The sequence below is a fragment of the Alcaligenes nematophilus genome, from assembly GCF_026344155.1.
Taxonomy (GTDB): domain Bacteria; phylum Pseudomonadota; class Gammaproteobacteria; order Burkholderiales; family Burkholderiaceae_B; genus Alcaligenes; species Alcaligenes phenolicus.
Genome location: NZ_JAPKMZ010000005.1, coordinates 197,750 through 220,396 on the forward strand (window position 1 = coordinate 197,750; position 22,647 = coordinate 220,396).

A 22,647-nucleotide genomic window follows, 5' to 3' on the forward strand; every position below is an offset into this window, starting at 1 on the left:
CCCCTATTGCTCGTCGGCTTGCGTGATATCGGCGAAGTAGCGCGCAGGGGGCTTTCCGACCGCCTTCTTGAACATGGTAATGAAGGCGGTGACCGAGTCGTAGCCCAATTGGTCCGCTACTCGCTGAACCGTCTGCCCGGAGGAAAGCTGGCGCATGGCAACGATCAGGTGCAGTTGCTGGCGCCAGCGGCCGAACGTCAGGCCTGTCTCCTGTTGGACGAGTCGGGCTAGCGAGCGTTCGCTCATGGCGACCAGCTTGGCCCAATCGGCAAGTGTCCTTCGATCCGCCGGATCGTCCGAGAGCATCTTCGCGATCTTGCGCATCCGAGGTTCGTTCGATGTTGGTAGGTATAGCTGCTCGACCGGCATTTGTGCGAGTTCCTCCAGAAGCACGACGGCCTTGCGTCCCACTCGGCTGTCTGGAACGTATTCGGGAGCCTGGTCAGCTATGTGCAGCACCAACTCGCGCACCAGGGGAGTGATAGAGAGCGTGCAGCATTGGTCCGGCAGTTGCGCTGCACCGGGTTGCACGAAGAGGTAGCAGATCCGCGCGTTTGCGGTGGCGCGAACACTGTGGGGCATTTGTCCTGGAATCCACACGGCGCATCGCGGAGGGACCATCCAAATAGCATTAGGTACTTCGCAGGTCACGCCACCCTTCAGAGCAAGGACCAGTTGTCCTTGTCGATGTTGATGTACCGGGACTTCGCTCTTTTGCTCGGCGATGTCCACACGCATCCCCACTACCGGGCCGCGCACCTTGGTTTCGTCGAAATTCTTCAACGATGGTTCTAGTGATATGGCCATTGGAATTACCTTGGCATAATTTAGCGATCTGTTGTCATTCTAGCTAAATTCATATTTAGGTCCAAGCGATAGATTGCGGTACTGGTTGTCTGTTTTTTGGAGTTATGAATGAGTAATCGTGATGCAGCCTTGGCGGTTGCCCGACCAGCTTTGCTGATAGCAGGGCTCCTTTTGATCGCGACGAACCTGCGTGCGCCCATTACGGGCGTTGCTCCCGTTCTGGAGACACTGCAGTCGGCGTTTGCGCTGTCGCCTGCGCAAGCGGGGCTCTTGACGACGTTACCGTTGCTAGCGTTCGGCATCATTTCCCCATTTGCCGCGATGTTCGCGAGGGAGTACGGCCTGGAGCGTTCGCTGTTCGGGGCGCTGCTATTGATCGCTGCCGGCGTGGTCGTCCGATCTATTGGATCTGTGTGGACCCTGTATCTGGGCACGGCCACCATCGGTGCCGGCATTGCCGTGGGCAATGTACTGCTCCCAAGTTTGGTCAAACGCGATTTCCCGGCGAAAGTGCCCACCATCATGGGCGTCTGCTCCATTGCTATTGGCGGCGCAGCCGCGTTGGCATCCGCCAGTGCCGTTCCACTGGGAAATGCGTTCGGATGGCAAGGTGCGCTTGGCGCCACGGCTGTCTTTCCGCTGGCTGCCGCCCTGGTGTGGACCAGCCAACTGAGCGGTCATACCGCGCCGGCCAAGGGAACCGCATCTGCTCCTCATGGTGGACGGGTATGGCATTCCGCGTTGGCGTGGCAGGTCACCTTGTTCATGGGCATCAATTCACTGGTGTACTACGTCCTGGTCGCGTGGCTACCGTCCGTTCTTACTTCCTCGGGGATTGCTCCAGAGGTCGCCGGCTCGCTTCACGGCGTCATGCAACTTGCTTCAGCCGTGCCTGGTCTCTTGCTTGGCCCCATTGTCAGTCGCATGCGGGATCAAAGGCTGGTCGCCGCCACCATGGGCGGGTTGATGACCCTGGCCCTTCTCGGATTCTGCGTGGCGCCGTCCTGGGCCTCCTTGTGGGCGTTCTGCTTTGGCCTGGGCTCCGGCGGCGGCGTATTGCTGGCGCTGATGTTCATGGGCCTGCGGGCTAACAGCGCCCATCAGGCCGCTTCGCTTTCAGGCATGGCCCAGTGTGTTGGCTACTTTCTGGCTGCATGCGGACCGGCTCTTGCGGGAAAGTTCCACGACCTTACCGGTAGCTGGACCGCCGTGCTGTACATCGGCGCGGCCCTCTCGATCGTCATGGTGATCTTTGGTTTGCTCGCAGGTCGTTCTCGAACGATCGGGGGTGAGCATCCGACCGTTCGTCATTGATGTTTTCGTATACGCGGTCCGTGGCTATCTGAGGGCGGCCCGTGCTTTTGGAAATTGCAGGTTTGCGAGGTAACGAAATGAGCAACAAGACGACCTTTCTGAATATCTCCAGCACCTCCGCTGATTGGCGTGGGCTAGCTCTTTCCAACTTCGGGCTCTCGCCGTTCGTACTTGACGACATGCTGTTCGCATCCGTTGAGGGCTTCATCCAAGGTATCAAGTTTGCGGAGAACGATCCGCGCCGTCTGCAGGCGTTTCAGTTGAGTGGATGGGAGGCCAAGCACCTCGGCGATCAAGCGGATCGCAGCGGCGCCTACTGGAGCGGCCAACGCTTGGCCTACGGATCGGCGCAGCATCATCAGCTTATTGAAGCGGCTATTCGGGCGCGAATCGATCAATCCATAGGATTGCAGAGGGCGCTGCTGTCCACGAATGGGCTGGAGCTGGTCCACGATACCGGGCGGGCAGAAGCATCCACGACATCTCTGCCAGCCACCGTTTTTTGTCGAATTCTGACTGCTATTCGGGCGGAACTGTTGCGTGCACGTCCGACAGTACTGTGATTCCCCGACTTGTTTGGGCACTCAATCATTCAAAGGAGCAAACTGGCTATGAACCTTAACCCTCAGGACTTCCTGGTGCATGACATTAGCCACCATCCAATGGTCGTCTTCAGGAACGACTCTGCAAGACCTGGCTACGCAAAGCAGTGGGAGGTGGAAACTGTTTCTCTTATTGGGCAAGGGGCCCCCTTCGTCATTGTGTATGACCAGCTTCGGGGCGATGAAGATCACGAGGATCGCAAGCATAGGGCACTTTGGCTCAAGCAGAACAAGGCAGACATGAGCCGTGTGTGCAAAGGATTCATCAGCATTGAGCCTGACCCTGCGCGCCGAGAGGAGGCAAGGCAGATGGGGGCGATGCTGGCAAAAGCATTCGGCATCCAACATGAGGGTGTCGAAACGTGGGAGGAAGCTCGAAAGCTTGTCCACTTCTGGATTTCCGAGCCATGCTTAGGTAGTTAGTTTCCATGGACCTGCGGCACCTACGATGTTTTCTCGCCGTGGCCGAAGAGCTGCACTTTGCACGTGCAGCTGAAAGGCTGCACATCGAGCAGTCGCCACTGTCGCGGGCGATCAAGGAGTTGGAAGAAGAACTGGGCGTCGTGCTGTTTGCCCGCACCACGCGCAGCACGCGGCTGACCCGTGCCGGAAAACTGTTCTTGGAGCATGTGCGTCGCGTGTTCTCCGCATTGGAGCAGGCACGCGACAGCGTGAAAGCCGCGGCCAATGGTTTTCATGGGCAGTTGCGCGTGGCCTTATCCGACGGTATTACACCGTCGCGCCTTCCTGCTTTGCTTGCACTCTGCCGTCAGGAAGAGCCCGAAGTTGAAATCCGCTTCTTCGAGGTTCCGCTCTCGCAGCAGATCAAGGGGTTACACGACGACCTATATGACGTTGGGTTTGCGCAGTCCGAAGATGTGGGCGATGGCATCGTCACCATGCCTGCTTGGAGCGATGCGCTCATGGTGGCGGTGCCCGCACGACATCCGCTGCTGGCCCACAAGCGCATTCCGCTGGACGAGTTGCTGCGTTATCCGCTGGTCTTGTGCGATCCGCAAGCGTGCGAAGGTCATGCAAAGCATGTCGAGCGCGTTCTGCGCCGGGCGGACATGGAGCCGCTTATCGCTGAACGAGTTGCAACGTGCGATCTGATGATGGCATTGGTATCGGCGGGCTTTGCACTCGGACTTACGGGCGAGACGCATATTGCCACGAGCCGTGAGTCGGGCGTTGTGGCTCGACCACTGGCTTCGCGCGTGCCGCCACTGACGACCTATCTGCTGCGTATCGAAGGCGAGCCGTCCGATGAACTGGCGCACTTCATTGAGCGCGTGCAGGCCATCGAATCGCCGGACTTCCCTAGGCCTGCGCTGGGTCGCGATGCTGATCCGCCAGAGGTACTCACGCCATGAGAAAGATCATCCCGTACTTGCTGGTGGCCGCGTTGACCGCCTGCGGCCAATCCGAGGCACCGCAGAAAGCCGCCGATTCGGAGGGAAACATCCCAACGGTGGAAGAACTGGCAGCCAATCCCGAACGGCTCAAAGAGCTGCGTCAGCAATGCAAGACCGATCGCCCCAAGCTGGGCGACATGCTCTGTAACCGAGTGGCCGAAGCCACGCGCAAGCGATTCTATGGCGATGGCAAGGTGCCTTATACGGCACCGGAGAATCCGCCCAAGCTCTGATCGTTGGCGAATCGCCACGAAACTTCCGACCTCTTGCTCGACACGCCGCAATGCGCCATCGCTTGCGGCGTTTTTTCTGCCTGCGCCCCTGCGCGAAATCTTGCTTTTTACTCGACCTTTCTTCCGATAACGGTCTTTGACCGGCATCGACCCGGCACAGATCCTCGCGCTATGCGGCACGTCGTTGTGCCGCGTGTGAGCGAGGAATCAGCGCAGGAGAAATCGGAGGCCAGTCATGCAAGGTCAGGGCGTGCTGTTCGGGCAGATCGCCGCTGTTTTCAGCATCGTGATCGCCGGCGTATGGAGTGCAACGCAATGGACAGCCGCCGCCCTGGGCTATCAACTACGCCTTGGCTCGCCGTGGTTTGATTTCTTCGGAGCGCCGGTCTATCACCCGTGGCGGCTGTTCGAGTGGTGGTTCTTCTTCGATGCCTACGCGCCGCATGTCTTCGACATTGGCGGGGCCATCGCAGGCGGCAGCGGCCTTGTGGCCGTGGTGGTCGCCATTGCCATGTCGGTGTGGCGCTCGCGCCAGGGCAAGCTGGTCACGACCTATGGTTCGGCGCGCTGGGCCGAAGCGGATGACATTCGCAAAGCCGGGCTGACGCAGCCGGCCGGCGTCTTCCTCGGCAAGTATCGCAACGAGTATCTGCGACATGAAGGCCCGGAACACGTCCTGACCTTCGCGCCCACGCGCTCGGGCAAAGGCGTCGGCTTGGTCGTCCCGACATTGTTGTCCTGGCCGGCTTCGGTCGTCATCCACGACATCAAGGGCGAGAACTGGCAGATCACCGCGGGCTGGCGCAGCCGGTTCAGCCACTGCCTGCTGTTCAACCCGACCGATGCGAAGTCGGCGGCCTACAACCCGCTGCTGGAAGTCCGGCGCGGCGCGCATGAAGTGCGCGACGTACAGAACATTGCCGACATTCTGGTCGATCCCGAAGGGGCGTTGGAGAAGCGCAACCATTGGGAAAAGACCTCGCACGCGCTGTTGGTCGGGGCCATCTTGCATGTGCTCTATGCGGGCGAAGACAAGACGCTGCGCGGCGTCGCCAACTTCCTGTCTGACCCGGCCAGCCCGTTCGAGCTGACCTTGCACCGGATGATGACGACGAAGCACCTGGGCGACGTACCGCACCCGGTTGTCGCATCTGCCGCCCGCGAAGTGCTCAACAAGTCGGACAACGAGCGTTCGGGCGTATTGAGCACCGCCATGTCGTTCCTCGGCCTGTACCGCGACCCCACGGTGGCCGAAGTGACTTCGCGCTGCGACTGGCGCATCGCCGACCTGATTTCATCCGAGCATCCTGTCTCGCTGTATCTGGTGGTGCCGCCTTCCGACATTTCGCGGACGAAGCCGCTCATTCGCCTGATCCTCAACCAGATCGGCCGGAGGCTCACCGAATCGCTCGACGGCAGTGACGGCATCGAGCGCCGCCACAAGCTGCTGCTGATGCTCGATGAGTTCCCGGCGCTGGGCCGCCTGGACTTCTTCGAGACGGCGCTCGCTTTCATGGCCGGCTACGGCATTCGCAGCTTCCTCATCGCGCAGTCGCTCAACCAGATCGACAAGGCGTATGGGCAGAACCATTCCATCCTCGACAACTGCCACGTCCGGGTGACGTTCGCCACCAACGACGAACGCACGGCCAAACGGATCTCCGAAACGCTGGGCACCGCCACCGAACTGCGCGCGCAGCGCAACTACGCGGGCCACCGGCTTGCGCCGTGGCTTGGGCACCTGATGGTTTCGCGGCAGGAAACCGCACGTCCGCTGCTGACACCGGGTGAGGTGATGCAGCTTCCAACCGATGAGGCCGTGGTGATGGTGTCCAGCGTGGCGCCGATCAAGGCGAAGAAGCTGCGCTACTACGCCGACGCGAATTTCAAGAGCCGTGTATTGCCGCCGCCCGCACTCGCGGCCGGGCAATACGCCGACGCGCCGCCTGCGCGCCCTGACGACTGGAGCGGCCTGGCGATCCCAGCCGTGCCAACGGCCCCGGCTATGGGCCTGTCCAGCGATGACGCAGGCACCGCCGATGACGGCGGCCCGCGTCGCCAGCCGGAGCTATCCGAAGTCGCGGAATACAGCCCCAAGCCGCAGCCCGCAGGCACCGACCTGGCGCTGCTCGATGACGACGACGACCTGCCGTTGCCGCTCCCCCGCCAGTTCGATCCGGCCATACAGCGCACGGCCCGGCTGGCTTCCCTCGACCCCAACGACGGAATCGACCTATGAGCCAATACCGCCTCAATCTGTTCATCCAGCCCGAGCACGCCAAGCGTCTCGAAGAACTGGCCGCCAAGAAAGGCGTGTCCAAGTCGTCCATCGTCGCGGCGGCGCTCGCATCGTGGCTGTCGCCCGATGCCGGCGACCAGCGCGAGGCGGCCATCGCCAAGCGGCTTGATCGCCTGTCGCGCCAGGCCGAGCGCATGGAGCGCGACCAGAACATCCAGATCGAAACGCTGGCGCTGTTCATCCGCTACTTCCTGACCGTCAGCATGCCGGTTCCCGAAGCCCATCAGGACGCGGCTCGCGCCCAGGGTAAGGCGCGTTTCGAGCAATTCGTGGAGCAGCTTGGCCGACACCTGCTGCGCGGCCGAAGCCTGGTGCGCGACGTGGTGGAAGAACTGCACCCCGACCCGGTGCGGATGGACGACGCGGCGGCGCTGGCTGAAGCGCAGGAGCGTGCCTCATGAGCGCCGTTCCGCAGACCCCGCCCGAACGCTCATCCGCCGCGGCCTCGCTGGATCGCCGAATCCAGATGCTGCGCACGGCTATGGGGCCAGTCATCGCCGCTGCGCTGGCCGACCCCGACGTGGTGGAAATCATGCTCAACCCCGACCGCACCCTATGGGTGGATCGGCTGTCGTCGGGCCGCACGCCGCTGGGCGTGGAGCTGTCCGAAGCGGATGGCGAACGCATCATTCGCCTGGTGGCCGCGCACGTCGGCGCGGAAGTGCATCGCGGGCGGCCGCTGCTGACCGCCGAGCTGCCCGAAACCGGCGAGCGGTTCGAGGGCATCTTGCCGCCGGCTGCGCCTGGTCCGGCCTTCGCGCTGCGCAAGCGCGCCGTGAGCATCATCGGCTTGGATCGCTATGTGGCAGACGGCATCCTGACCACAGGCCAGGCGGACTTCCTGCGCCGCGCGGTGCGCGAGCGCCAGAACATCCTGATCGCCGGGGCGACGAGCAGCGGCAAGACCACGCTCGCCAATGCCTTGCTTGCGGAAATCGCCGCCACCGGCGACCGCGTGCTGGTGCTCGAAGACACCATCGAGCTGCAATGCGCCGCCCGCGACCATGTGCCGCTGCGCACCCGCGCTGGCGTCGTGTCCATGACCGAGCTGGTGCGGGCCACGATGCGCCTGCGGCCCGACCGCGTGATCGTCGGCGAGGTACGCAGCGGCGAAGCCCTGGACTTGGTGAAGGTGTGGGGCACCGGCCATCCCGGCGGCATCGCCACCATCCACGCCGGTTCCGCGCTGGGCGCGCTGCTTCGCCTGGAACAACTGATTCTCGAAGTGGCGGTGAACCCGCCGCGTGCGCTGATCGCCGAGGCGGTCAACGTCGTTATCCACATCGCCGGACGCGGCCGCAAGCGCCGCGTCGAAAGCATCGCCCGCGTCGTCGGCTTCGACGGTGTGGGCTACCGCCTGGCGGACGCGCTGGAAACGCCGTTTCCCGAGCTGATGCCGGTTCCTCTCGCAGCCGATGCCGCTGCGCCTTCCCCGTCCCCTGACCAACCTGGAGAACTGCCATGACGCAGATGCACGCTCACGCTTTCCGCTTTTCCGTAAATCCGCTTCCCCACCTGTCCGGCCTCGCGCGGCTGCGCAGCCTGGCCCGCCCTGCGGGGCAAGGGCTGCTGCTGGCCGCGCTGCTCCTGTTCCTGGCCGGAACGGCGCAGGCCGCCGGTTCCTCGATGCCCTGGGAAGGGCCGCTGCAATCCATTCTGGAGTCGATCCAGGGGCCGGTGGCACGCATCGTCGCGGTCATCATCATCATCGCCACGGGCCTCGCGTTGGCCTTCGGCGACACGTCGGGCGGCTTCCGCAAACTCATCCAGATCGTCTTCGGGTTGAGCATCGCGTTCGCCGCGTCCTCGTTCTTCCTGTCGTTCTTCAGCTTCTCCGGCGGGGCGGTCGTATGAGCGGGCCGGACAGCTTCGCGGCCGGCTTCGAGGTGCCGCTACATCGCTCGCTGACCGAGCCGCTCTTGATGGGCGGTGCGCCGCGTACCGTGGCAATCGCCAACGGCACGCTGGCCGCCGCCGTCGGGCTGGGCCTGCAACTCTGGATTCCCGGTGTCGTGCTCTGGATCGTCGGTCACTCGCTGGCGGTGTGGGGCGCGCGCGTCGATCCGCAGTTCATGCAGGTCTTCGCCCGGCACATCAAGCACAAGCCGCTGCTGGACGTGTAGGGGGATGCCGCCATGCTGAACCTTGCCGAATACCGCCAGCGGCCCGCCTTGCTGGCCGACTGGCTGCCCTGGGCCGGGCTGATCGCGCCGGGTGTCGTCTTGAACAAGGACGGCAGCTTTCAGCGCACGGCGCGCTTTCGCGGGCCTGATCTGGACAGCGCGACACAGGGCGAGCTGATCGCCACCACGGCACGGCTGAACAACGCGCTGCGCCGGCTGGGTTCAGGCTGGGCGCTGTTCGTGGAAGCCGAGCGCCAGCCGGCAGCGGACTATCCGCATTCCGACTTCCCCGAACCGCTGTCGTGGCTGGTGGACGAGGAACGCCGCGCGGCCTTCGAGGAATCGGGCCACCACTTCGAGAGCGCCTATCACCTGACGCTGGCCTACCTGCCGCCCGAAGAATCCCGCGCCCGTGCGGCCAAGCTGCTCTACGAGCACGCGCCGGGCGATGGCGTGGACTGGCGCGGTCGGCTCGATGCCTTCGTGGCGGAAACGGATCGGGTCTTTGACCTGTTCGATGGCGTGATGCCGGAAATCGCCTGGCTGGACGATGCGGCGACGCTGACCTACCTGCACGCGACCGTCTCGACGCGGCGCTACCGCGTGGGCGTGCCAGAAGTGCCGTTTCACCTCGACGCGCTGCTGGCCGATTCCGCGCTGGTCGGTGGTCTGGCGCCCATGCTGGGCGACCAGCATCTGCGAGTGGTGTCGGTGCGGGGCTTCCCGACCTCGACCTGGCCGGGCCTGCTGGACGACCTCAACCGCCTGGGCTTTGCCTATCGCTGGAGTACCCGGTTCCTCTGCCTCGACAAAGCCGAGGCAGAAAAGGAGCTGGGCCGCCTGCGCCGTCAATGGTTTGCGAAACGGAAGAACGTCATCGCGCTACTGCGCGAAACGATCTTCCAGCAGGAATCGCCTTTGGTGGACACCGATGCCAGCAACAAGGCGGCCGACGCGGACGCAGCCATGCAGGAGCTGGGCAGCGATCAAGTCGCCTTCGGCTACCTCACCGCCACGGTGACGGTGCTCGATGGCGACCCGGCCGTGGCCGATGAGAAGCTGCGCATGGTGGAGCGCGTGATTCAGGGCCGGGGCTTCGTCACCATCCCTGAAACGCTCAATGCCGTGGATGCCTGGCTGTCATCGGTGCCGGGCAACGCCTATGCGAACGTGCGCCAACCCATCGTCTCAACGCTGAACCTGGCGCACATGATGCCGGTGTCCGCCGTGTGGGCCGGGCCGGAGAAGAACGCCCACCTCGACGGCCCGCCGCTGATCGTCACCCGCACCGATGGCGCTACACCGTTCCGGCTGGTGACGCACATCGGCGACGTGGGCCACACACTGGTGGCCGGGCCGACCGGCATGGGCAAGTCGGTACTGCTGGCGATGCTGGCCTTGCAGTTCCGTCGCTACTTCGGTTCGCGCATCTTCGCCTTCGATATGGGGCGATCCATGCGCGCCACCATCCTCGGGCTGGGCGGTGAGCATTACGACCTGGGTGCGGATGGCGGCATTGCCTTCCAGCCGCTCGCCCGCATCGACGGCGAAGGCTACCGCACCTGGGCAGCCGAATGGCTGGAAGGTCGCCTGCTGCATGAAGGCGTGACCGTCGGCCCCGACGAGAAAGCCGCCATCTGGTCGGCGCTCGGCAGTCTTGCCGGTGCGCCCGTGGAACAGCGCACGATGACCGGGCTATCGGTGCTGCTGCAATCGAACGCGCTGCGGCAAGCCCTGTCGCCCTATGTCCTGGGCGGCGCGCACGGCAAGCTGCTGGATGCCGACCGCGACCGGCTGGGCGGCGGCGACGTGCAGGGCTTCGAGATGGAAGAGCTGATGCACAGCTCCGCCGCCGTGCAAGCGGTGCTGCGCTACCTGTTCGCCCGCTTCGATGCGCGGTTCGACGGTGCCCCTACGCTGCTGATCCTCGATGAGGCATGGCTGTTCCTCGATGAACCGTCGTTTGCGGCGCGCATCCGGCAATGGCTCAAGACGCTGCGCAAGAAAAACGTGTCGGTGATCTTCGCCACGCAGTCTCTCGCGGACATCAAGGATTCGAGCATCGCGCCCGCGATAATCGAAAGCTGCGCCAGCCGGATTTTCCTGCCGAACCCGCAGGCTACCGAGCCACAAATCAGGACGATTTACGAAGGTTTCGGCCTCAACAGTCGGCAAATCGAAATCGTCGCCACCGCACAGCCCAAGCGCGATTACTACTACCAATCGCGCCTCGGCAATCGCCTGTTCGACCTCGACCTGGGGCCGGTCGCGCTCGCGTTCGCGGGCGCATCCACACCGCAAGACCAACGCGACATAGACCGCGTGCTGGCACAGGCCGGCACGCCGGGTTTTGCCGGCGGCTGGCTGCGCCATCGCGGCCTCGATTGGGCCGCCGACCTGCTGCCGTCCGCACCGGCGGCGGCTTCCTTCCTCGCTACTCAACCGCTGGAGGTTTCGCCATGAAAGCCCGTGTCCTTTCCGCTTCGCTCGCCGCCGTGCTGGCCGGTTCGCTGCTGCTCGCGCAGCCGGCGGCGGCTATCACCGTGTTCGACCCGTCCAACTTCGTGCAGAACACGCTTACCGCCGTTCGCACGCTGGAGCAGATCAACAACCAGATCAACCAGCTCCAGAACGAGGCCCAGATGTTGATGAACCAGGCCCGCAACTTGACGAGCCTCGACTTCAACATCGTCAACCGGCTGCGCTCGACGCTCGCCACCACCGAACGCCTGATCGCGGAGGCGCAAGGGCTGGCCTACGACGTGCAGAGCATGGATGCCACGTTCGCACGCCTGTACCCCGACCAGTATGCGGCCACCATCAGCGGCGACCGCATGGCGCAGGACGCCCGCGAACGCTGGCAGAACACCTTGAACGGCCTGCATACCTCGATGCGGATGCAGGCGCAGGTGTCGCAGAACCTGGCGCAAGACGAAAGCGCGTTGGCCGACCTCGTGAGCCAGAGCCAATCGGCCACGGGTGCCTTGCAGGCCATGCAGGCGACGAACCAGCTTCTCGCCTTGCAGGCGAAGCAGTCCATCCAGGCCCAGCAGCTCCAGATCACGCAAGACCGGGCGGCCTCGCTGGAACTGGCGCGGCAGGCGGCCGCCACCGAGCGCGCCCGCGAAGTGCGGCGGCGTTTCCTCGGCACCGGCACGCCGTACACGCCGCAGCGCGTGGATTTTTATTCCAACTGACGGGAGACGGCCATGCGATGTGCTCCTGTCCTGCTGGCCGTGCTGCTGACCGCGTGCGGCCAGCAGCCGGCCGAAGACCTGGCCGCCACCTTGGCCGCCGATCCCGTGCGGCTCAAGGCGCTGCGGGCGCAATGCGAGGCCGACCGGCCGACCGTGGGCGAAGACGCCTGCCGGGCCGCCGCCGAAGCCTTCCGGCGGCGCTTCTTCGCCGGCCAGACCGGGCCAGACGAATACCGGACGCTGGCAGAACTGCCGCCGATCCCGGCGAGCTTCGACACGCCCGACGACGACGCGCCGGAAGGCGAGGCGCCGCTCGCCGCTACGGAGGACACGCCATGAACGACGTGACCATCATCGACCGCTTCCTCGATACGTTCTCGCGCTACATCGACTCCGGCTTCGGGCTACTACAAGGCGAAGTGGCGTTCCTGACAGCCACGCTCATCGTCATCGACATGACCATCGCCGGGCTGTATTGGGCCATGAGCCACGCCACAGGCCAGGGCGAGGACGTGATTGCCAAGCTGCTGCGCAAGGTGCTCTACGTCGGCGCCTTCGCCTACATCATCGGCAACTTCAACTGGCTGTCGGGCATCGTGTTCCGGTCGTTCGCCGGTTTGGGCATCACCGCCACCGGCTCGGCCATCACGATGGAGAACTTCTTGCAGCCGGGCCGGCTGGCGAAGACGGGCATCGACGCGGCTGCGCCGATCCTCGATCAGATCGGCGACATGGCCGGCTTCCCCGAAGTGTTCGTGAACCTCGACCCCATCGTGGTGCTGTTTATCGCCTGGCTGGTGGTGATCCTCTGCTTCTTCGTGTTGGCGGTACAGCTATTCATCACGCTGATCGAGTTCAAGCTGACCACGCTCGCCGGCTTCGTCTTGATTCCGTTCGCGCTCTGGAACAAGACGAGTTTCCTGGCGGAAAAGGTACTTGGCAACGTGGTGTCGTCGGGCATCAAGGTCTTGGTGCTGGCCGTCATCGTCGGCATCGGCTCGGGCCTGTTCGCGGAGTTCCAGGTTCATCCCGACGAGCCTTCCATCGACCATGTGCTGGTCGTGATGCTGGCCTCGCTCGCGCTGCTGGCGCTGGGCATCTTCGGCCCTGGCATCGCCACGGGCCTCGTGTCCGGTGCGCCGCAGCTCGGCGCGGGCGCGATGGCGGGGGCTGCGGTCGGCGCGGTTGGCACCGGAGTTGCCATCGGTGCCGCCGCAACCGGCGTGGGCGGTGCCGTCATTGCCGGGGCGCGCATGGCCCCGGCCGCCGCCAAGCTGGCAGGCAGCGGCGCACGCGCCGCCACGTCGGCGGCCAGCAGCGCCCGATCGGCGTTCCAGGCCGGTTCCGCCGCAGCGGGCGGCGGGGCCAAGGGCGCTGCTGCGGGCCTCGGCAATGTTGCCAAGACAGGCGCGCAGGCGGCAGGCCGCCGCGCTGCGTCCGGCGCTTCCGCTGCCGGGCAGAAGGTGGCCGATTCCTTCCGTGCTGGCTGGAACGGCGCGGATGCCGGCGCTGCCGGTTCCAGCCAGGCCACCGCGGGCGAAGGCGCGGACAGCGCCGCCAGCGCACCGAAGCACGAGCAACCCGCCTGGGCAAAGCGGATGCACCGCCGCCAGCAGATCACCCATGCCGCGACCACCGCCGCCCACACGCTGCGCGGTGGCGACGGCGGCGGCTCGGGGCAAGGCCCGAGCCTGCGCGATTCCGATACCTGACCCTCAAGGAGAACACCCATGCGATTCAAACGCCCGCAGGTGCGCTATGCCGACACGCCGCAACCTGTCACCCCGTATCAAGCCGCCGCCCAAGTGTGGGACAAGCGCATCGGCGAACCCCGCGTCCAGGCCAAGAACTGGCGATTCATGGCCTTCGGCTGCTTGGGATTGGCGCTGCTACTCGCCGGTGATCGAATCCGCCTTTCCACACAGTCGCTGGTAACGCCCTACGTGGTCGAAGTGGAAAAAGACCATGTGCGCGCTGTCGGCGAGGCAATCACTCCGTACAAACCCACGGATGCGCAGATCGCGTACCACCTGGCGCGCTTCGTGACGCTGGTGCGCTCGCTGTCCATCGACCCCATCGTGGTGCGGCAGAACTGGCTGGATGCCTACGACTACACCACCGACAAGGGCGCGGTGGCGCTCAACGACTACGCCAGTAAAAACGATCCCTTCGCCCGCATCGGCAAGGAGTCGGTGACGGTGCAGATCACCAGCGTTGTCCGCGCCAGCGACACGTCTTTCAACGTGCGCTGGATGGAACAACGGTTCGTCAATGGCGCACCGGCTGGCACCGAACGCTGGAACGCCGTGCTTTCCACCGTCCTGCAAACCCCACGCACCGAACAGCGCCTGCGCAAGAACCCGCTGGGTATCTACGTCAATGGCCTGTCGTGGAGCCGCGAACTGGATTCTTCCGAAGGAGCAAAGCCATGAATGCACGTTTCAACAACCATGCTTCGCGCCGTCCGCGCAAAGCCGATGCACAGCCGCTTTCCACAGCGCAGCGACAGGCGATGGAAGCCGACTACCGCCAGCGGGCGGCCGAGATGTGCCAGCTTGTTTTTCCGTTGTTCTCGCCGCGTCTCGGGCTGGATTTCCGCACGCTACAGCGGGTTAGCCTGTTGGCGCTGGTCGCTGCGTTGTCGGGCTGCGCGACGCAGGGCAAGCCGCCGCCGTCCATTTCGCTTGATGAGCCGGTGCAGGCGCAGGTGCTGCCGGAGCCGCCTGCGCCGGTGGAGGTGGTCGCCGTGCCTGAACCCCTGGCGTTGCCGGCGCAGTTGAAGCCGCTGCCCGAGGCGGACGCGGCCCCGGCCGCACCGGAGCCGGCCGACGAGAAGGTGCGCGTCTCCCGTGCCAATGCCGAGGCGCGTATCGCGCCGACCCGCGAGGGCTACGTCAATGCGATTCAGGTGTGGCCTTTCACGGATGGCGCGCTCTATCAGGTCTATGCCGCACCGGGGCGCGTGACCGTGGTTTCCTTGCAGCCAGGCGAGGAACTGGTGACGGTCGCCGCAGGCGATACCGTGCGTTGGATCGTGGGCGACACGTCCAGCGGCAGCGGCGATGCGCTGCGCGTCAATGTGCTGGTGAAGCCCATCCGTTCGGGCCTCAAGACGAACTTGGTCATCACCACCAGCCGCCGGACGTACCTGCTGGAACTGACCTCGACGGAAAAGGCGTGGATGGCGTCGGTGTCCTGGGACTACCCGAAAGACCGGATGCTGGCCTTGCAGCGCCAGGCGCAGGCGGCCAGCGCCGCCGCGCCGGTCGATACCGGCCTGTCACTGGAGAAGATCCGCTTCCGCTACGCGGTCAGCGGCAGCAATCCGCCGTGGAAGCCGCTGCGCGCCTTCGATGACGGCGAGAAGGTCTATATCCAGTTCCCGCCGGGTATCGCCCAAGGTGAGTTGCCGCCCTTGTTCGTCATCGGCGCGCAGGGCGATGGGCAACTGGTGAACTACCGTTTCCGCTCGCCGTACTACATCGTGGATCGGCTGTTCGGCGCGGCCGAACTGCGCCTGGGCGGTGATGGCGGCGATGTGGTGCGGATCGAACGCACGGATGGCGTGGCGCGGAGGAACTGACCATGAGCCAGGACGACACTCCCGACCTTGCCGCGCCGCAGGCGGGCAAGGTAGCACCCGAGGCGGTGGCGCTGCGCGCGCAGCCGCGCCCGGTCACGCGCCTGAACCGGCGCACGCTGGCCATTCTCGCCGGCACCCTGTCGGTTGCCGTGCTCGGCGCGCTGATGTGGTCGCTGCAACCGCAGCGGCGCGGTGCCACGGAGCAGACCGAGCTTTACAACGTCGATCGCGTCTCCAAGTCGGAAGGGCTGGACGCGCTGCCGGCGGACTACTCCAAGCTGCCGCCGAAGGTGCCGGAGCTGGGGCCGCCGCTGCCGGGCGATCTTGGCCCGGCCATCGTAAAGTCGCAGCAGCCGGTGACTGCCGCCTATGCGGCCCCCGGCCATGATCCCAACGACGCGCTGCGCAAGGAAGCCGAAGCGGCAGCGGCCTCGACGGTGTTCTTCCGCTCGGGTTCGCAGAAGGCCGCGCCGGTGGCGCAGACACAGGTAGCCGCCGCGCCGGGCTTCGCCGCCAATGCGGCCTTCGACCCGCTGGCGGCTGGCCCGGCCTCAACGGCCGCCCAGCCTGCCGACCCGACCGCCGTGCAAAACCGGCAAGACCAGAAAGAGGCATTCCAGAAAGCCGGAACCACGGAAACCCGTAATTCCGGCAATCTGACCCTGCCGGCTTCGCCATATCAGGTCATGGCCGGAACGGTGGTCGCCGGGGCGCTGGTCACGGGCATCAAGTCGGACTTGCCGGGCGACGTGATCGCCACGGTGACGGAGCCGGTCTATGACACCGCCACCGGCAAGTTCCTGCTGATCCCGCAGGGTTCGCGCATCCTGGGCAAATACAACAGCCAGGTCAGCTACGGGCAGAGCCGCGTGCAAGTGGTGTGGAACCGGATCATCCTGCCTGACACGTCTTCGCTCACGCTCGACAACCTGGCCGGCACCGACCCGGCCGGCTATGCCGGCCTGGAAGATGATGTGGATTGGCATTGGGATCGCATCTTTGCCGGCGCGGCGCTGACGACGCTGCTCGGCATCGGTGCCGAGCTGGCCGCGCCGGAGAACCGGCAGGACGGTGATCGCGTCATCATCGCCGGCCGCGATAGCGCCCAGGACAGCATCAATCAGGTCGGCCAGGAGATGACCCGGCGCAACCTCAACATCCAGCCCACCTTGACCGAGCGCCCCGGCTTGCCGGTACGCATCATCGTCAACCGCGATCTGGTGCTGCGGCCGTACCAGCCGCTTTTCTTCAACAGGGGGACTTCACGATGACGACGCGCAAGCTGCGGCTGGGGCCGCTGCCGAAAACGGAATCCACGAAGCTGACCTTTGCCTGCCCGGCCAGCCTGAAAGCCGACCTCGACCGTTACGCCGCGCTGCACGCGCAGACCTACGGCGAGGCGGTCGATGCCACGGTGCTGATTCCGCACATGCTGGAAGCCTTCATGGCCGGGGATCGGGGATTCAGGAAGGGAGGCGCGGGCAAGGCCGCGCCTCCGAAGCCAAGCTGATGATGCCGGTTTCCGCTGGCGGCCATCCCTCGAACGCGCAGCCCAACGCTGCGCGTTCTTCGTTCTGGAGGACGGCGACCGATTGGGCTATGATGACCAAACGCGGCCACCGTCTGCTGGCAATCGTCCCCGATGCAGCACGCTCCGGCTTTCTACCGCGAAGCTCTTATGTGGCTCCCAGCCCGCAACGCCACAGCCCGCAAGGCGGCCCGAAGTAGAGCTAAACCCGCACCCCATATAGACTTCCAACCATCAAGCCATTTTCACAAATGACTTGACGCCGCCAATTTTTTACCGGGGGGCGCCGAGCTTTGGGGCAGCACGGCGACAAAAAAAACCCTGGACGATTACGTCCAGGGTTTAAATTTACCCACTACGGTCACTACAAAATGACACCCGGCGCTCTGTCAAACCCGAGGATCACAAACAAGCCTTACTTCAGCATCCCTTCAACACGCTGGCGCAAGGCCGGATCCTGCTGAATCGCCAGACTGATACCATTGTAGTCCGCCAGATCCATGCCATTGGCACTGACCACGCCTACCAGGCGCTGGTCGGCTTCCTGAACAATAGCCTGACGCTCTGCATCACTTTTGGCCGCATCCAGACGCGGCTGATATTCCGAAGCAGTTTGAGCGACCTTCTTGTAGGTGCGCGCATATTGCTCCAGCTGAGAATCCGTAGGTTTAACGACCTGGGTGGCAGCAGGGGCTGCCGAGTTGGCCGGAGCCGCATTGCCCTGGGCCATCGCAAAAGGGCTGTACATGCCAAATGCGACTGCGGTAGCAGCAAGAAAAGCTTTAACTGAGGGCTGCATGGATAGAACCTCCTAAACAGAGTCAATGAACGACCATCATGACAAGAGCGGCAGCAGCTTACAAGTTTCTCAATGTAGTTTCGTGTATCTGCATGCCACCCTTCCCGTTACAGACTTCAGTCGCGCGAGTAAGGACGTCCGTTAAAGTCCACGGTTACCAAATTGCCGTCCATCTGGCCCATGCCGGGTGAATTGGCGGGCATGCCTGGCGCGGCCACCCCACGCACACTGCCATCATTCATCATGCGTTTGACGACCTTGGCAGGCACATGGCCTTCAATCAATTGCCCCGTCTCTTCAATCATCGCGGTGTGGCAGGACGCCAGGTTTTCCGGCACTCTCAAAAGCCGCTTCACGTCTTGAATCTTCACGACCTTGACCTCTTTGACCTCAAAGCCTTCATCACGCATGTGCTGTGCCCAGCCCCCACAACAACCACAGTTAGGATCCTGGTACATCGTAATAGCGGGACCCTCTGCCAACGCCATGGAACTGAAGGCCATCAGGCTGGCCGTCAACAATAAAGGTTTAACCACAATTACATTCCTGTTTTGCAGCGCCACGGCGCTCTGGTTGACACTCTCATGCACTTGACTAAGACTAGGCACTCGCAAAAAAGTTTAACAAAACACACTAATCCGTCCTGATCCGCCATGAGTCTTGATTCCGTCAAACAGTTTTTTAACGAACACGCTGCCGATATCCAGGTAATTGAAACCACCGAAAGCACAGCCACCGTCGTGCTGGCTGCGCAAGTGCACCAAGTCGAGCCGGGACAAATTGCCAAGACGCTTAGCTTGAAAGTGGGCGATAAAGTGGTGCTGCTGGTCGCTCGGGGCGATGCCCGCCTGGACAACAAGAAGCTGCGTACCGCCTTCGGTACGCGCGTAAAAATGCTGGACCTGGAAAGCACCGAAGCCTTGACGGGTCACCCGGTTGGCGGGGTCTGCCCCTTTGGTCTGGCTACCCCGCTGGAGATTTACTGCGATCTGTCCTTGCAGGACTACGACACGGTCTTGCCCGCAGCAGGCTCTATTAATTCTGCGGTACGCATCACCCCGCAGCGCCTGGCCGAGCTGACCAGCGCGCAATGGATTGATGTGACTCAGCCGCCCCCAGCTCAGTCCTGACCCCCACCTGCGATTGGATCAGAGGTTGACCTGCTGCCTTGTGCTCCCCAGGCACAGGCAAGCCTGCCCGTCGCTGACAGGTAAACAGATGTGTAAGTTGAATACGTACATGACCAGGCGACAAAAAACGCCATAAGAGCCCAGGGCATGGGGACGCGGCCATAAGGTATTTTCAGAAAATAAGCGGGTTCGTCCTTGCCATATCTGGTAACGAATGCCCTTTCTATCCTGATTAGGATAAGACATCGGATTTCAAATTAACTTTGTCTATCCCAGAGGAAAAAATGCCCCACCTATTATTGCTGGAGACAGATTCAGCTTTTATAAGCCTTTTTTTGGCACTGGCGCGGCAGATGAACTTTTCCGCCATCGCTGCAAATACGCCAGAAGATGTTCTGATCCGTTATCACCAGAAAACTCCTGATGCCCTGCTGTTTGGCCCCAGTGTCAGCGCCCTGCAGGCCCAGGAGTTGAGCCGTCGCATCGGACTGGATGCGGTGGAAAGCTATACCTTGCACGCCTACAGTGGCTCGACCCGGCAAGACCAGGCGCAATTGCGCACCTTGCTGGAGCAATTAAAAGCCAAGTATCAAAACGGTGCCTGTGCTTTTCAAGCCGAGCAGCATCATGACTTTGGCGAGTTTGTAGGCTGTTCCGCCCCCATGAAAAAACTCTATGAAGAAATCAGCAAAGTGGCCAGCACCGACCTGCCTGTGCTGCTGATTGGCGAGAGTGGTACCGGCAAGGAACTGGCGGCCCGGGCTATTCACCGCTGCAGCGCTCGCAAGGAACAGGCGTATGTGCCCATCAACTGTTCAGCCATTTCAGAACAACTGATCGAAAGCGAGCTGTTCGGCCACGAAAAAGGCAGCTTTACCGGAGCCGAACGTAATCGGCAGGGCTACTTTGAACTGGCGGACCAGGGCACGCTGTTCCTGGACGAAATCACCGAAATGCCCATAGACGCCCAAACCAAGCTGCTGCGCGCATTGGAAAATGGCGAATACATGAAGGTAGGTGGCGACAAGTTGATCAAACATGATGCCCGCATCATCGCTGCGACCAATCGCCCGCCCATGCGCGCTATTGAGGACAAGAAACTGCGCGAAGATCTGTATTACCGCCTGGGGGTCTTTCCGATTCAAATTCCCCCCCTGCGTGAACGCGGCGATGATGCCGTCCTGATCGCCCAGCACTTGGTAGAACAGCTGAACCAGGAGCATCAGCAGAACCGCTCACTGAGCCTGGCCAGCATGAAGGAGATCGAGCGCTATCACTGGCCGGGCAATATACGCCAGCTACGCAATGCGGTACTGCGCAGCTATGTAATGAGCAACAGCGATCAGGTGGAAATCAATATGGAGGCCGACCCCATGGAATAAATGCTTGCCCAGTGTGGAACTGAGCAAGCTTGGCAAAAGCTTACTGGGCCACGGCAGGCTTCATGGAGTCTGCCAACGCATGAGCATGCCGCAAGTGTTGCTGCAGCATGGGCAAAGCGTCCTGAGCAAAACCCATGACTTCCTTGTCTTTACCATCCTTGATGTAGTCCTCAAAGAGCTTGATGGTGTCCTCATGCGCTTTGACTGCCGCTTCGTTGGCATAGTCCGCATCGAACTGTTCACCCTCCGCGCCCTCAAGCATGGAGATCTTGCCGCGCTGCATCAGGCTGGGCTCGGTGGGCAGCTCCACCTTGCGGGCCTGTGCCAGCGTCTGCAGTTCCTTGGCCAGCTGCTCGTGGTCGTCGATCATCATTTGTGCAAATTCGACCACTCTATCGTTGTTGCTGCGCTCCAGAGCCAGCTTGGCAGCCTTCACTTCAAAATGTCCCGATTGTGCCGCATCTCTCAAGAACCCTTTATCCGGAGAAAACAGCTCAATGGCAGAAGCACTGCGAACACTCAAACCCAATACCAGACCCGCCGCCAGCGCCAAACACATCAGATGTCTTACTCGCATCACACACCTCCAAAAACGTCAGTCATTGCCTGAAACCAGAACATCTTTGCTGACCTGAGGCCAATCAGCATGGCCAGCAAAGCCTTGACGGTGTCCTAGCAAGGACCGTACCCGCGCCTTGAACCTTGGGGCAGGAACGGAACTTGCTATGTAGATAGCACAGGGCCCGGATCATTCCGGCAACTGTGTCCGAAGAACTGTCGGTTCTCATCACCAACCACAAGGAGACGCCACCATGAAGCTGGAAATGGTTCCGCAGCTGCACATGCAGCAAACCCTCTCGCAGCGACTGCAACAGTCCGCACAAATCCTGCAGCTCTCGGCGCAGGAACTGCAAACGCTGGTGCAAGACAGCCTGCAAGACAATCCCCTCCTGGAACCCGCTCCAGAACCCGCCGCCCCCTTACGAGAGGGCCTGTCCCATCCTGTGTCCAGCCAAAGCGCTCACCTGATCGATAAGCACGACATAAGCCCGGCTCCGCGCAGCCGTGACGAACAGATCCTGGAGCATGTACGTTTGAGTCACGCCAGTGAGCGCTGCAAGGCCTTATGTGCCCTGATCGTGAACGCACTGGATGACAACGGATACTTGCGCGATCACTTTGAAGACCTGCTCCCCGCCGGCTACGAACACATCCCCCTTGCCGAATGGCAAACCGCGCTGGCGCTGGTCCAGTCCCTTTCTGTTCCCGGCACAGGTGCCCACTGCCTGTCCGACGCGTTGCGCTTGCAGATCCAGGCGCGTCAGTCTCTAGACCCGGTTCTGAAACAGAGACTGCTCAAGTTAGTGGCTACCGAGCTACCCGCGCTGGCGCAAGGCGAATGGTCACAAGTGCAGAGCCGCCTGAATCTGTCGGATGCAGACTTTCATCAGGCGCTACGCGAACTGCAAAGCCTGGACCCCAACCCCGGTCTGGCTTATCTGGAGCCGTTACGCCAAGCCATTACGCCAGACGTCCACGTCTACCGCGATGGCAAGCATTGGCGTGTGCTCGCGGACCCTCGCAGCCTGCCACGCGTTCAGGTGCATCAAGAATATGCCGCCACCCTGGAGCAACAGGCACGCACGCAACAGAACCGCCCTTTGCACAGCGCCCTGACTCAGGCTCGCTGGCTGGCCGAGAGTCTGGCGATGCGACGCAGTACGGTGTGCCGTGTCGCTGAATTCATCGTCCGGCACCAGAGCCTTTTTTTCGAGCTAGGTGAGCAAGGCCTGCAACCCCTGCGCATCAGCGATCTGGCCAAGGAGCTGGATCTGCATCAATCCACCATCTCCAGAGCGACTGCCAACAAGTACATGAGCACTCCCTTTGGCACCTTGAGCTTCAGGCATTTTTTCTCCGGCGAGCTGGAGACTGATTTCGGTGGCAGTTGCTCCACCGCCCTGGTCAAGGAGCAGATACGCCGGCTGATTGCCAGTGAACCAGAGCGTCAGCCTTTAAGCGATGTCGACTTGCATCAGGCGCTGCGTCAGAACAGTGTGGAGCTATCCAAACGAACCGTCACCAAGTACCGCCTGCAACTGGGTATTCCCAATGCCCGCGAACGTTTGCAACGGGCACGCTTGCGTGCTGTCAGCGGGCAGGATGTGCACCCCTTGAACTGAGCGGGTACGCAATTTGCTGATTCTCCAACGAAGATCCCTTAATAAAACAAAG

The 22,647-nt window shown here is 62.8% G+C and carries 26 protein-coding genes; 22 read left to right on the forward strand and 4 right to left on the reverse strand.

The genetic code is table 11. The features are described from left to right. Positions 1–3: 3 nt before the first annotated feature. On the reverse strand, positions 4–807 hold the full coding sequence (locus OSH04_RS14585; RefSeq protein ID WP_022995788.1) for an AraC family transcriptional regulator: 804 nt from the start codon (positions 805–807) through the stop codon (positions 4–6). A gap of 108 nt (positions 808–915) precedes the next feature. Here OSH04_RS14585 and OSH04_RS14590 point away from each other — a divergent pair, with 108 nt between their 5' ends. From OSH04_RS14590 to OSH04_RS14680, 19 genes are all read left to right on the forward strand, one after another. After that, positions 916–2,121 (forward strand): CynX/NimT family MFS transporter, encoded by a 1,206-nt coding sequence (locus OSH04_RS14590; protein ID WP_128722789.1) that lies wholly within the window; start codon positions 916–918, stop codon positions 2,119–2,121. 77 nt (positions 2,122–2,198) lie between these two features. Further along, positions 2,199–2,684, forward strand: a complete 486-nt coding sequence (locus tag OSH04_RS14595) for an NADAR family protein (RefSeq protein ID WP_096306231.1) — start codon at positions 2,199–2,201, stop codon at positions 2,682–2,684. A 48-nt stretch (positions 2,685–2,732) separates the two neighbouring features. Continuing rightward, positions 2,733–3,146 carry a hypothetical protein gene (locus OSH04_RS14600; protein ID WP_128722790.1) on the forward strand — a complete coding sequence of 138 codons (414 nt, stop codon included), beginning with the start codon at positions 2,733–2,735 and terminating at the stop codon, positions 3,144–3,146. Between the two features lie 5 nt (positions 3,147–3,151). Then, complete coding sequence (locus OSH04_RS14605) at positions 3,152–4,096, forward strand: LysR family transcriptional regulator (RefSeq protein WP_126071847.1); 945 nt, start codon at positions 3,152–3,154, stop codon at positions 4,094–4,096. After that, positions 4,093–4,371, forward strand: a complete 279-nt coding sequence (locus OSH04_RS14610) for an EexN family lipoprotein (protein ID WP_022995783.1) — start codon at positions 4,093–4,095, stop codon at positions 4,369–4,371. The genes OSH04_RS14605 and OSH04_RS14610 overlap by 4 nt, the downstream gene beginning before the upstream one ends. 235 nt (positions 4,372–4,606) lie before the next feature. After that, on the forward strand, positions 4,607–6,610 hold the full coding sequence (locus OSH04_RS14615; RefSeq protein WP_128722791.1) for a conjugal transfer protein TraG: 2,004 nt from the start codon (positions 4,607–4,609) through the stop codon (positions 6,608–6,610). Further along, a complete protein-coding gene (locus OSH04_RS14620; RefSeq protein ID WP_128722792.1) occupies positions 6,607–7,071 on the forward strand; it encodes a ribbon-helix-helix protein, CopG family in 465 nt (154 codons plus the stop codon). Before OSH04_RS14615 ends, OSH04_RS14620 begins: the two co-directional genes overlap by 4 nt. After that, the gene (trbB, locus tag OSH04_RS14625) at positions 7,068–8,135 is read left to right on the forward strand and encodes a P-type conjugative transfer ATPase TrbB (RefSeq protein WP_128722793.1); all 1,068 of its coding nucleotides are present in this window, start codon (positions 7,068–7,070) and stop codon (positions 8,133–8,135) included. The genes OSH04_RS14620 and trbB overlap by 4 nt, the downstream gene beginning before the upstream one ends. Next, positions 8,132–8,524, forward strand: coding sequence for a TrbC/VirB2 family protein (locus OSH04_RS14630; RefSeq protein WP_128722794.1), 393 nt, complete (start codon positions 8,132–8,134; stop codon positions 8,522–8,524). Before trbB ends, OSH04_RS14630 begins: the two co-directional genes overlap by 4 nt. Next, the gene (locus tag OSH04_RS14635; protein ID WP_004883097.1) at positions 8,521–8,793 is read left to right on the forward strand and encodes a VirB3 family type IV secretion system protein; all 273 of its coding nucleotides are present in this window, start codon (positions 8,521–8,523) and stop codon (positions 8,791–8,793) included. The genes OSH04_RS14630 and OSH04_RS14635 overlap by 4 nt, the downstream gene beginning before the upstream one ends. 12 nt (positions 8,794–8,805) lie before the next feature. Beyond that, the gene (trbE, locus tag OSH04_RS14640) at positions 8,806–11,256 is read left to right on the forward strand and encodes a conjugal transfer protein TrbE (protein WP_128722795.1); all 2,451 of its coding nucleotides are present in this window, start codon (positions 8,806–8,808) and stop codon (positions 11,254–11,256) included. After that, entirely contained in the window at positions 11,253–11,990 is a 738-nt protein-coding gene (gene trbJ / locus OSH04_RS14645) for a P-type conjugative transfer protein TrbJ (protein ID WP_128722796.1), read from the forward strand. Before trbE ends, trbJ begins: the two co-directional genes overlap by 4 nt. Before the next feature lie 12 nt (positions 11,991–12,002). Next, positions 12,003–12,329: a hypothetical protein gene (locus OSH04_RS14650; RefSeq protein WP_128722797.1), complete on the forward strand. Its 327-nt coding sequence runs from the start codon at positions 12,003–12,005 to the stop codon at positions 12,327–12,329. Beyond that, positions 12,326–13,702: a P-type conjugative transfer protein TrbL gene (trbL, locus tag OSH04_RS14655; RefSeq protein ID WP_128722798.1), complete on the forward strand. Its 1,377-nt coding sequence runs from the start codon at positions 12,326–12,328 to the stop codon at positions 13,700–13,702. Before OSH04_RS14650 ends, trbL begins: the two co-directional genes overlap by 4 nt. Positions 13,703–13,720: 18 nt before the next feature. Then, on the forward strand, positions 13,721–14,422 hold the full coding sequence (gene trbF / locus OSH04_RS14660; RefSeq protein WP_128722799.1) for a conjugal transfer protein TrbF: 702 nt from the start codon (positions 13,721–13,723) through the stop codon (positions 14,420–14,422). Then, positions 14,419–15,573 (forward strand): P-type conjugative transfer protein TrbG, encoded by a 1,155-nt coding sequence (gene trbG, locus OSH04_RS14665; RefSeq protein ID WP_260476848.1) that lies wholly within the window; start codon positions 14,419–14,421, stop codon positions 15,571–15,573. The genes trbF and trbG overlap by 4 nt, the downstream gene beginning before the upstream one ends. A gap of 2 nt (positions 15,574–15,575) precedes the next feature. Further along, positions 15,576–16,844 (forward strand): TrbI/VirB10 family protein, encoded by a 1,269-nt coding sequence (locus tag OSH04_RS14670; RefSeq protein WP_128722800.1) that lies wholly within the window; start codon positions 15,576–15,578, stop codon positions 16,842–16,844. After that, positions 16,841–17,083 carry a DUF2274 domain-containing protein gene (locus tag OSH04_RS14675; protein WP_006472382.1) on the forward strand — a complete coding sequence of 81 codons (243 nt, stop codon included), beginning with the start codon at positions 16,841–16,843 and terminating at the stop codon, positions 17,081–17,083. The genes OSH04_RS14670 and OSH04_RS14675 overlap by 4 nt, the downstream gene beginning before the upstream one ends. Before the next feature lie 89 nt (positions 17,084–17,172). Continuing rightward, on the forward strand, positions 17,173–17,301 hold the full coding sequence (locus tag OSH04_RS14680; protein ID WP_266108751.1) for a hypothetical protein: 129 nt from the start codon (positions 17,173–17,175) through the stop codon (positions 17,299–17,301). Between the two features lie 215 nt (positions 17,302–17,516). On the opposite strand, the gene OSH04_RS14685 is transcribed toward OSH04_RS14680, so the two are convergent. Both OSH04_RS14685 and OSH04_RS14690 read right to left on the reverse strand, forming a co-directional pair. After that, complete coding sequence (locus OSH04_RS14685) at positions 17,517–17,900, reverse strand: DUF4168 domain-containing protein (RefSeq protein WP_035273462.1); 384 nt, start codon at positions 17,898–17,900, stop codon at positions 17,517–17,519. 116 nt (positions 17,901–18,016) lie between these two features. Continuing rightward, a complete protein-coding gene (locus tag OSH04_RS14690) occupies positions 18,017–18,436 on the reverse strand; it encodes a DUF411 domain-containing protein (protein ID WP_266108752.1) in 420 nt (139 codons plus the stop codon). 117 nt (positions 18,437–18,553) lie between these two features. Here OSH04_RS14690 and OSH04_RS14695 point away from each other — a divergent pair, with 117 nt between their 5' ends. Together OSH04_RS14695 and OSH04_RS14700 are read left to right on the forward strand one after the other, a co-directional pair. Then, entirely contained in the window at positions 18,554–19,030 is a 477-nt protein-coding gene (locus tag OSH04_RS14695; RefSeq protein WP_060186701.1) for a YbaK/EbsC family protein, read from the forward strand. A gap of 353 nt (positions 19,031–19,383) precedes the next feature. Beyond that, complete coding sequence (locus OSH04_RS14700; RefSeq protein WP_226348432.1) at positions 19,384–20,412, forward strand: sigma-54 interaction domain-containing protein; 1,029 nt, start codon at positions 19,384–19,386, stop codon at positions 20,410–20,412. 40 nt (positions 20,413–20,452) lie between these two features. Here OSH04_RS14700 and OSH04_RS14705 read toward each other — a convergent pair whose 3' ends face one another. Further along, complete coding sequence (locus OSH04_RS14705; RefSeq protein WP_226348433.1) at positions 20,453–20,989, reverse strand: DUF4142 domain-containing protein; 537 nt, start codon at positions 20,987–20,989, stop codon at positions 20,453–20,455. A gap of 235 nt (positions 20,990–21,224) precedes the next feature. On the opposite strand from OSH04_RS14705, the gene rpoN reads away from it, so the two are divergent. Further along, positions 21,225–22,595: an RNA polymerase factor sigma-54 gene (rpoN, locus tag OSH04_RS14710; protein WP_266108753.1), complete on the forward strand. Its 1,371-nt coding sequence runs from the start codon at positions 21,225–21,227 to the stop codon at positions 22,593–22,595. Positions 22,596–22,647 lie beyond the last annotated feature (52 nt).

Coding starts and splice junctions, on each gene's coding strand:
- OSH04_RS14700 (WP_226348432.1), top strand. CDS start 19,384: ATGAACTTTTCCGCCATCGCTGCAAATACGCCAGAAGATGTTCTGATC.
- OSH04_RS14600 (WP_128722790.1), top strand. CDS start 2,733: ATGAACCTTAACCCTCAGGACTTCCTGGTGCATGACATTAGCCACCAT.
- trbB (WP_128722793.1), top strand. CDS start 7,068: ATGAGCGCCGTTCCGCAGACCCCGCCCGAACGCTCATCCGCCGCGGCC.
- OSH04_RS14685 (WP_035273462.1), bottom strand. CDS start 17,900: ATGCAGCCCTCAGTTAAAGCTTTTCTTGCTGCTACCGCAGTCGCATTT.
- OSH04_RS14635 (WP_004883097.1), top strand. CDS start 8,521: ATGAGCGGGCCGGACAGCTTCGCGGCCGGCTTCGAGGTGCCGCTACAT.
- OSH04_RS14680 (WP_266108751.1), top strand. CDS start 17,173: ATGATGACCAAACGCGGCCACCGTCTGCTGGCAATCGTCCCCGATGCA.
- OSH04_RS14695 (WP_060186701.1), top strand. CDS start 18,554: ATGAGTCTTGATTCCGTCAAACAGTTTTTTAACGAACACGCTGCCGAT.
- OSH04_RS14670 (WP_128722800.1), top strand. CDS start 15,576: ATGAGCCAGGACGACACTCCCGACCTTGCCGCGCCGCAGGCGGGCAAG.
- OSH04_RS14605 (WP_126071847.1), top strand. CDS start 3,152: ATGGACCTGCGGCACCTACGATGTTTTCTCGCCGTGGCCGAAGAGCTG.
- OSH04_RS14610 (WP_022995783.1), top strand. CDS start 4,093: ATGAGAAAGATCATCCCGTACTTGCTGGTGGCCGCGTTGACCGCCTGC.
- OSH04_RS14620 (WP_128722792.1), top strand. CDS start 6,607: ATGAGCCAATACCGCCTCAATCTGTTCATCCAGCCCGAGCACGCCAAG.
- OSH04_RS14615 (WP_128722791.1), top strand. CDS start 4,607: ATGCAAGGTCAGGGCGTGCTGTTCGGGCAGATCGCCGCTGTTTTCAGC.
- OSH04_RS14675 (WP_006472382.1), top strand. CDS start 16,841: ATGACGACGCGCAAGCTGCGGCTGGGGCCGCTGCCGAAAACGGAATCC.
- trbL (WP_128722798.1), top strand. CDS start 12,326: ATGAACGACGTGACCATCATCGACCGCTTCCTCGATACGTTCTCGCGC.
- rpoN (WP_266108753.1), top strand. CDS start 21,225: ATGAAGCTGGAAATGGTTCCGCAGCTGCACATGCAGCAAACCCTCTCG.
- OSH04_RS14595 (WP_096306231.1), top strand. CDS start 2,199: ATGAGCAACAAGACGACCTTTCTGAATATCTCCAGCACCTCCGCTGAT.
- trbE (WP_128722795.1), top strand. CDS start 8,806: ATGCTGAACCTTGCCGAATACCGCCAGCGGCCCGCCTTGCTGGCCGAC.
- OSH04_RS14705 (WP_226348433.1), bottom strand. CDS start 20,989: ATGCGAGTAAGACATCTGATGTGTTTGGCGCTGGCGGCGGGTCTGGTA.
- trbF (WP_128722799.1), top strand. CDS start 13,721: ATGCGATTCAAACGCCCGCAGGTGCGCTATGCCGACACGCCGCAACCT.
- trbG (WP_260476848.1), top strand. CDS start 14,419: ATGAATGCACGTTTCAACAACCATGCTTCGCGCCGTCCGCGCAAAGCC.
- OSH04_RS14585 (WP_022995788.1), bottom strand. CDS start 807: ATGGCCATATCACTAGAACCATCGTTGAAGAATTTCGACGAAACCAAG.
- OSH04_RS14650 (WP_128722797.1), top strand. CDS start 12,003: ATGCGATGTGCTCCTGTCCTGCTGGCCGTGCTGCTGACCGCGTGCGGC.
- trbJ (WP_128722796.1), top strand. CDS start 11,253: ATGAAAGCCCGTGTCCTTTCCGCTTCGCTCGCCGCCGTGCTGGCCGGT.
- OSH04_RS14630 (WP_128722794.1), top strand. CDS start 8,132: ATGACGCAGATGCACGCTCACGCTTTCCGCTTTTCCGTAAATCCGCTT.
- OSH04_RS14590 (WP_128722789.1), top strand. CDS start 916: ATGAGTAATCGTGATGCAGCCTTGGCGGTTGCCCGACCAGCTTTGCTG.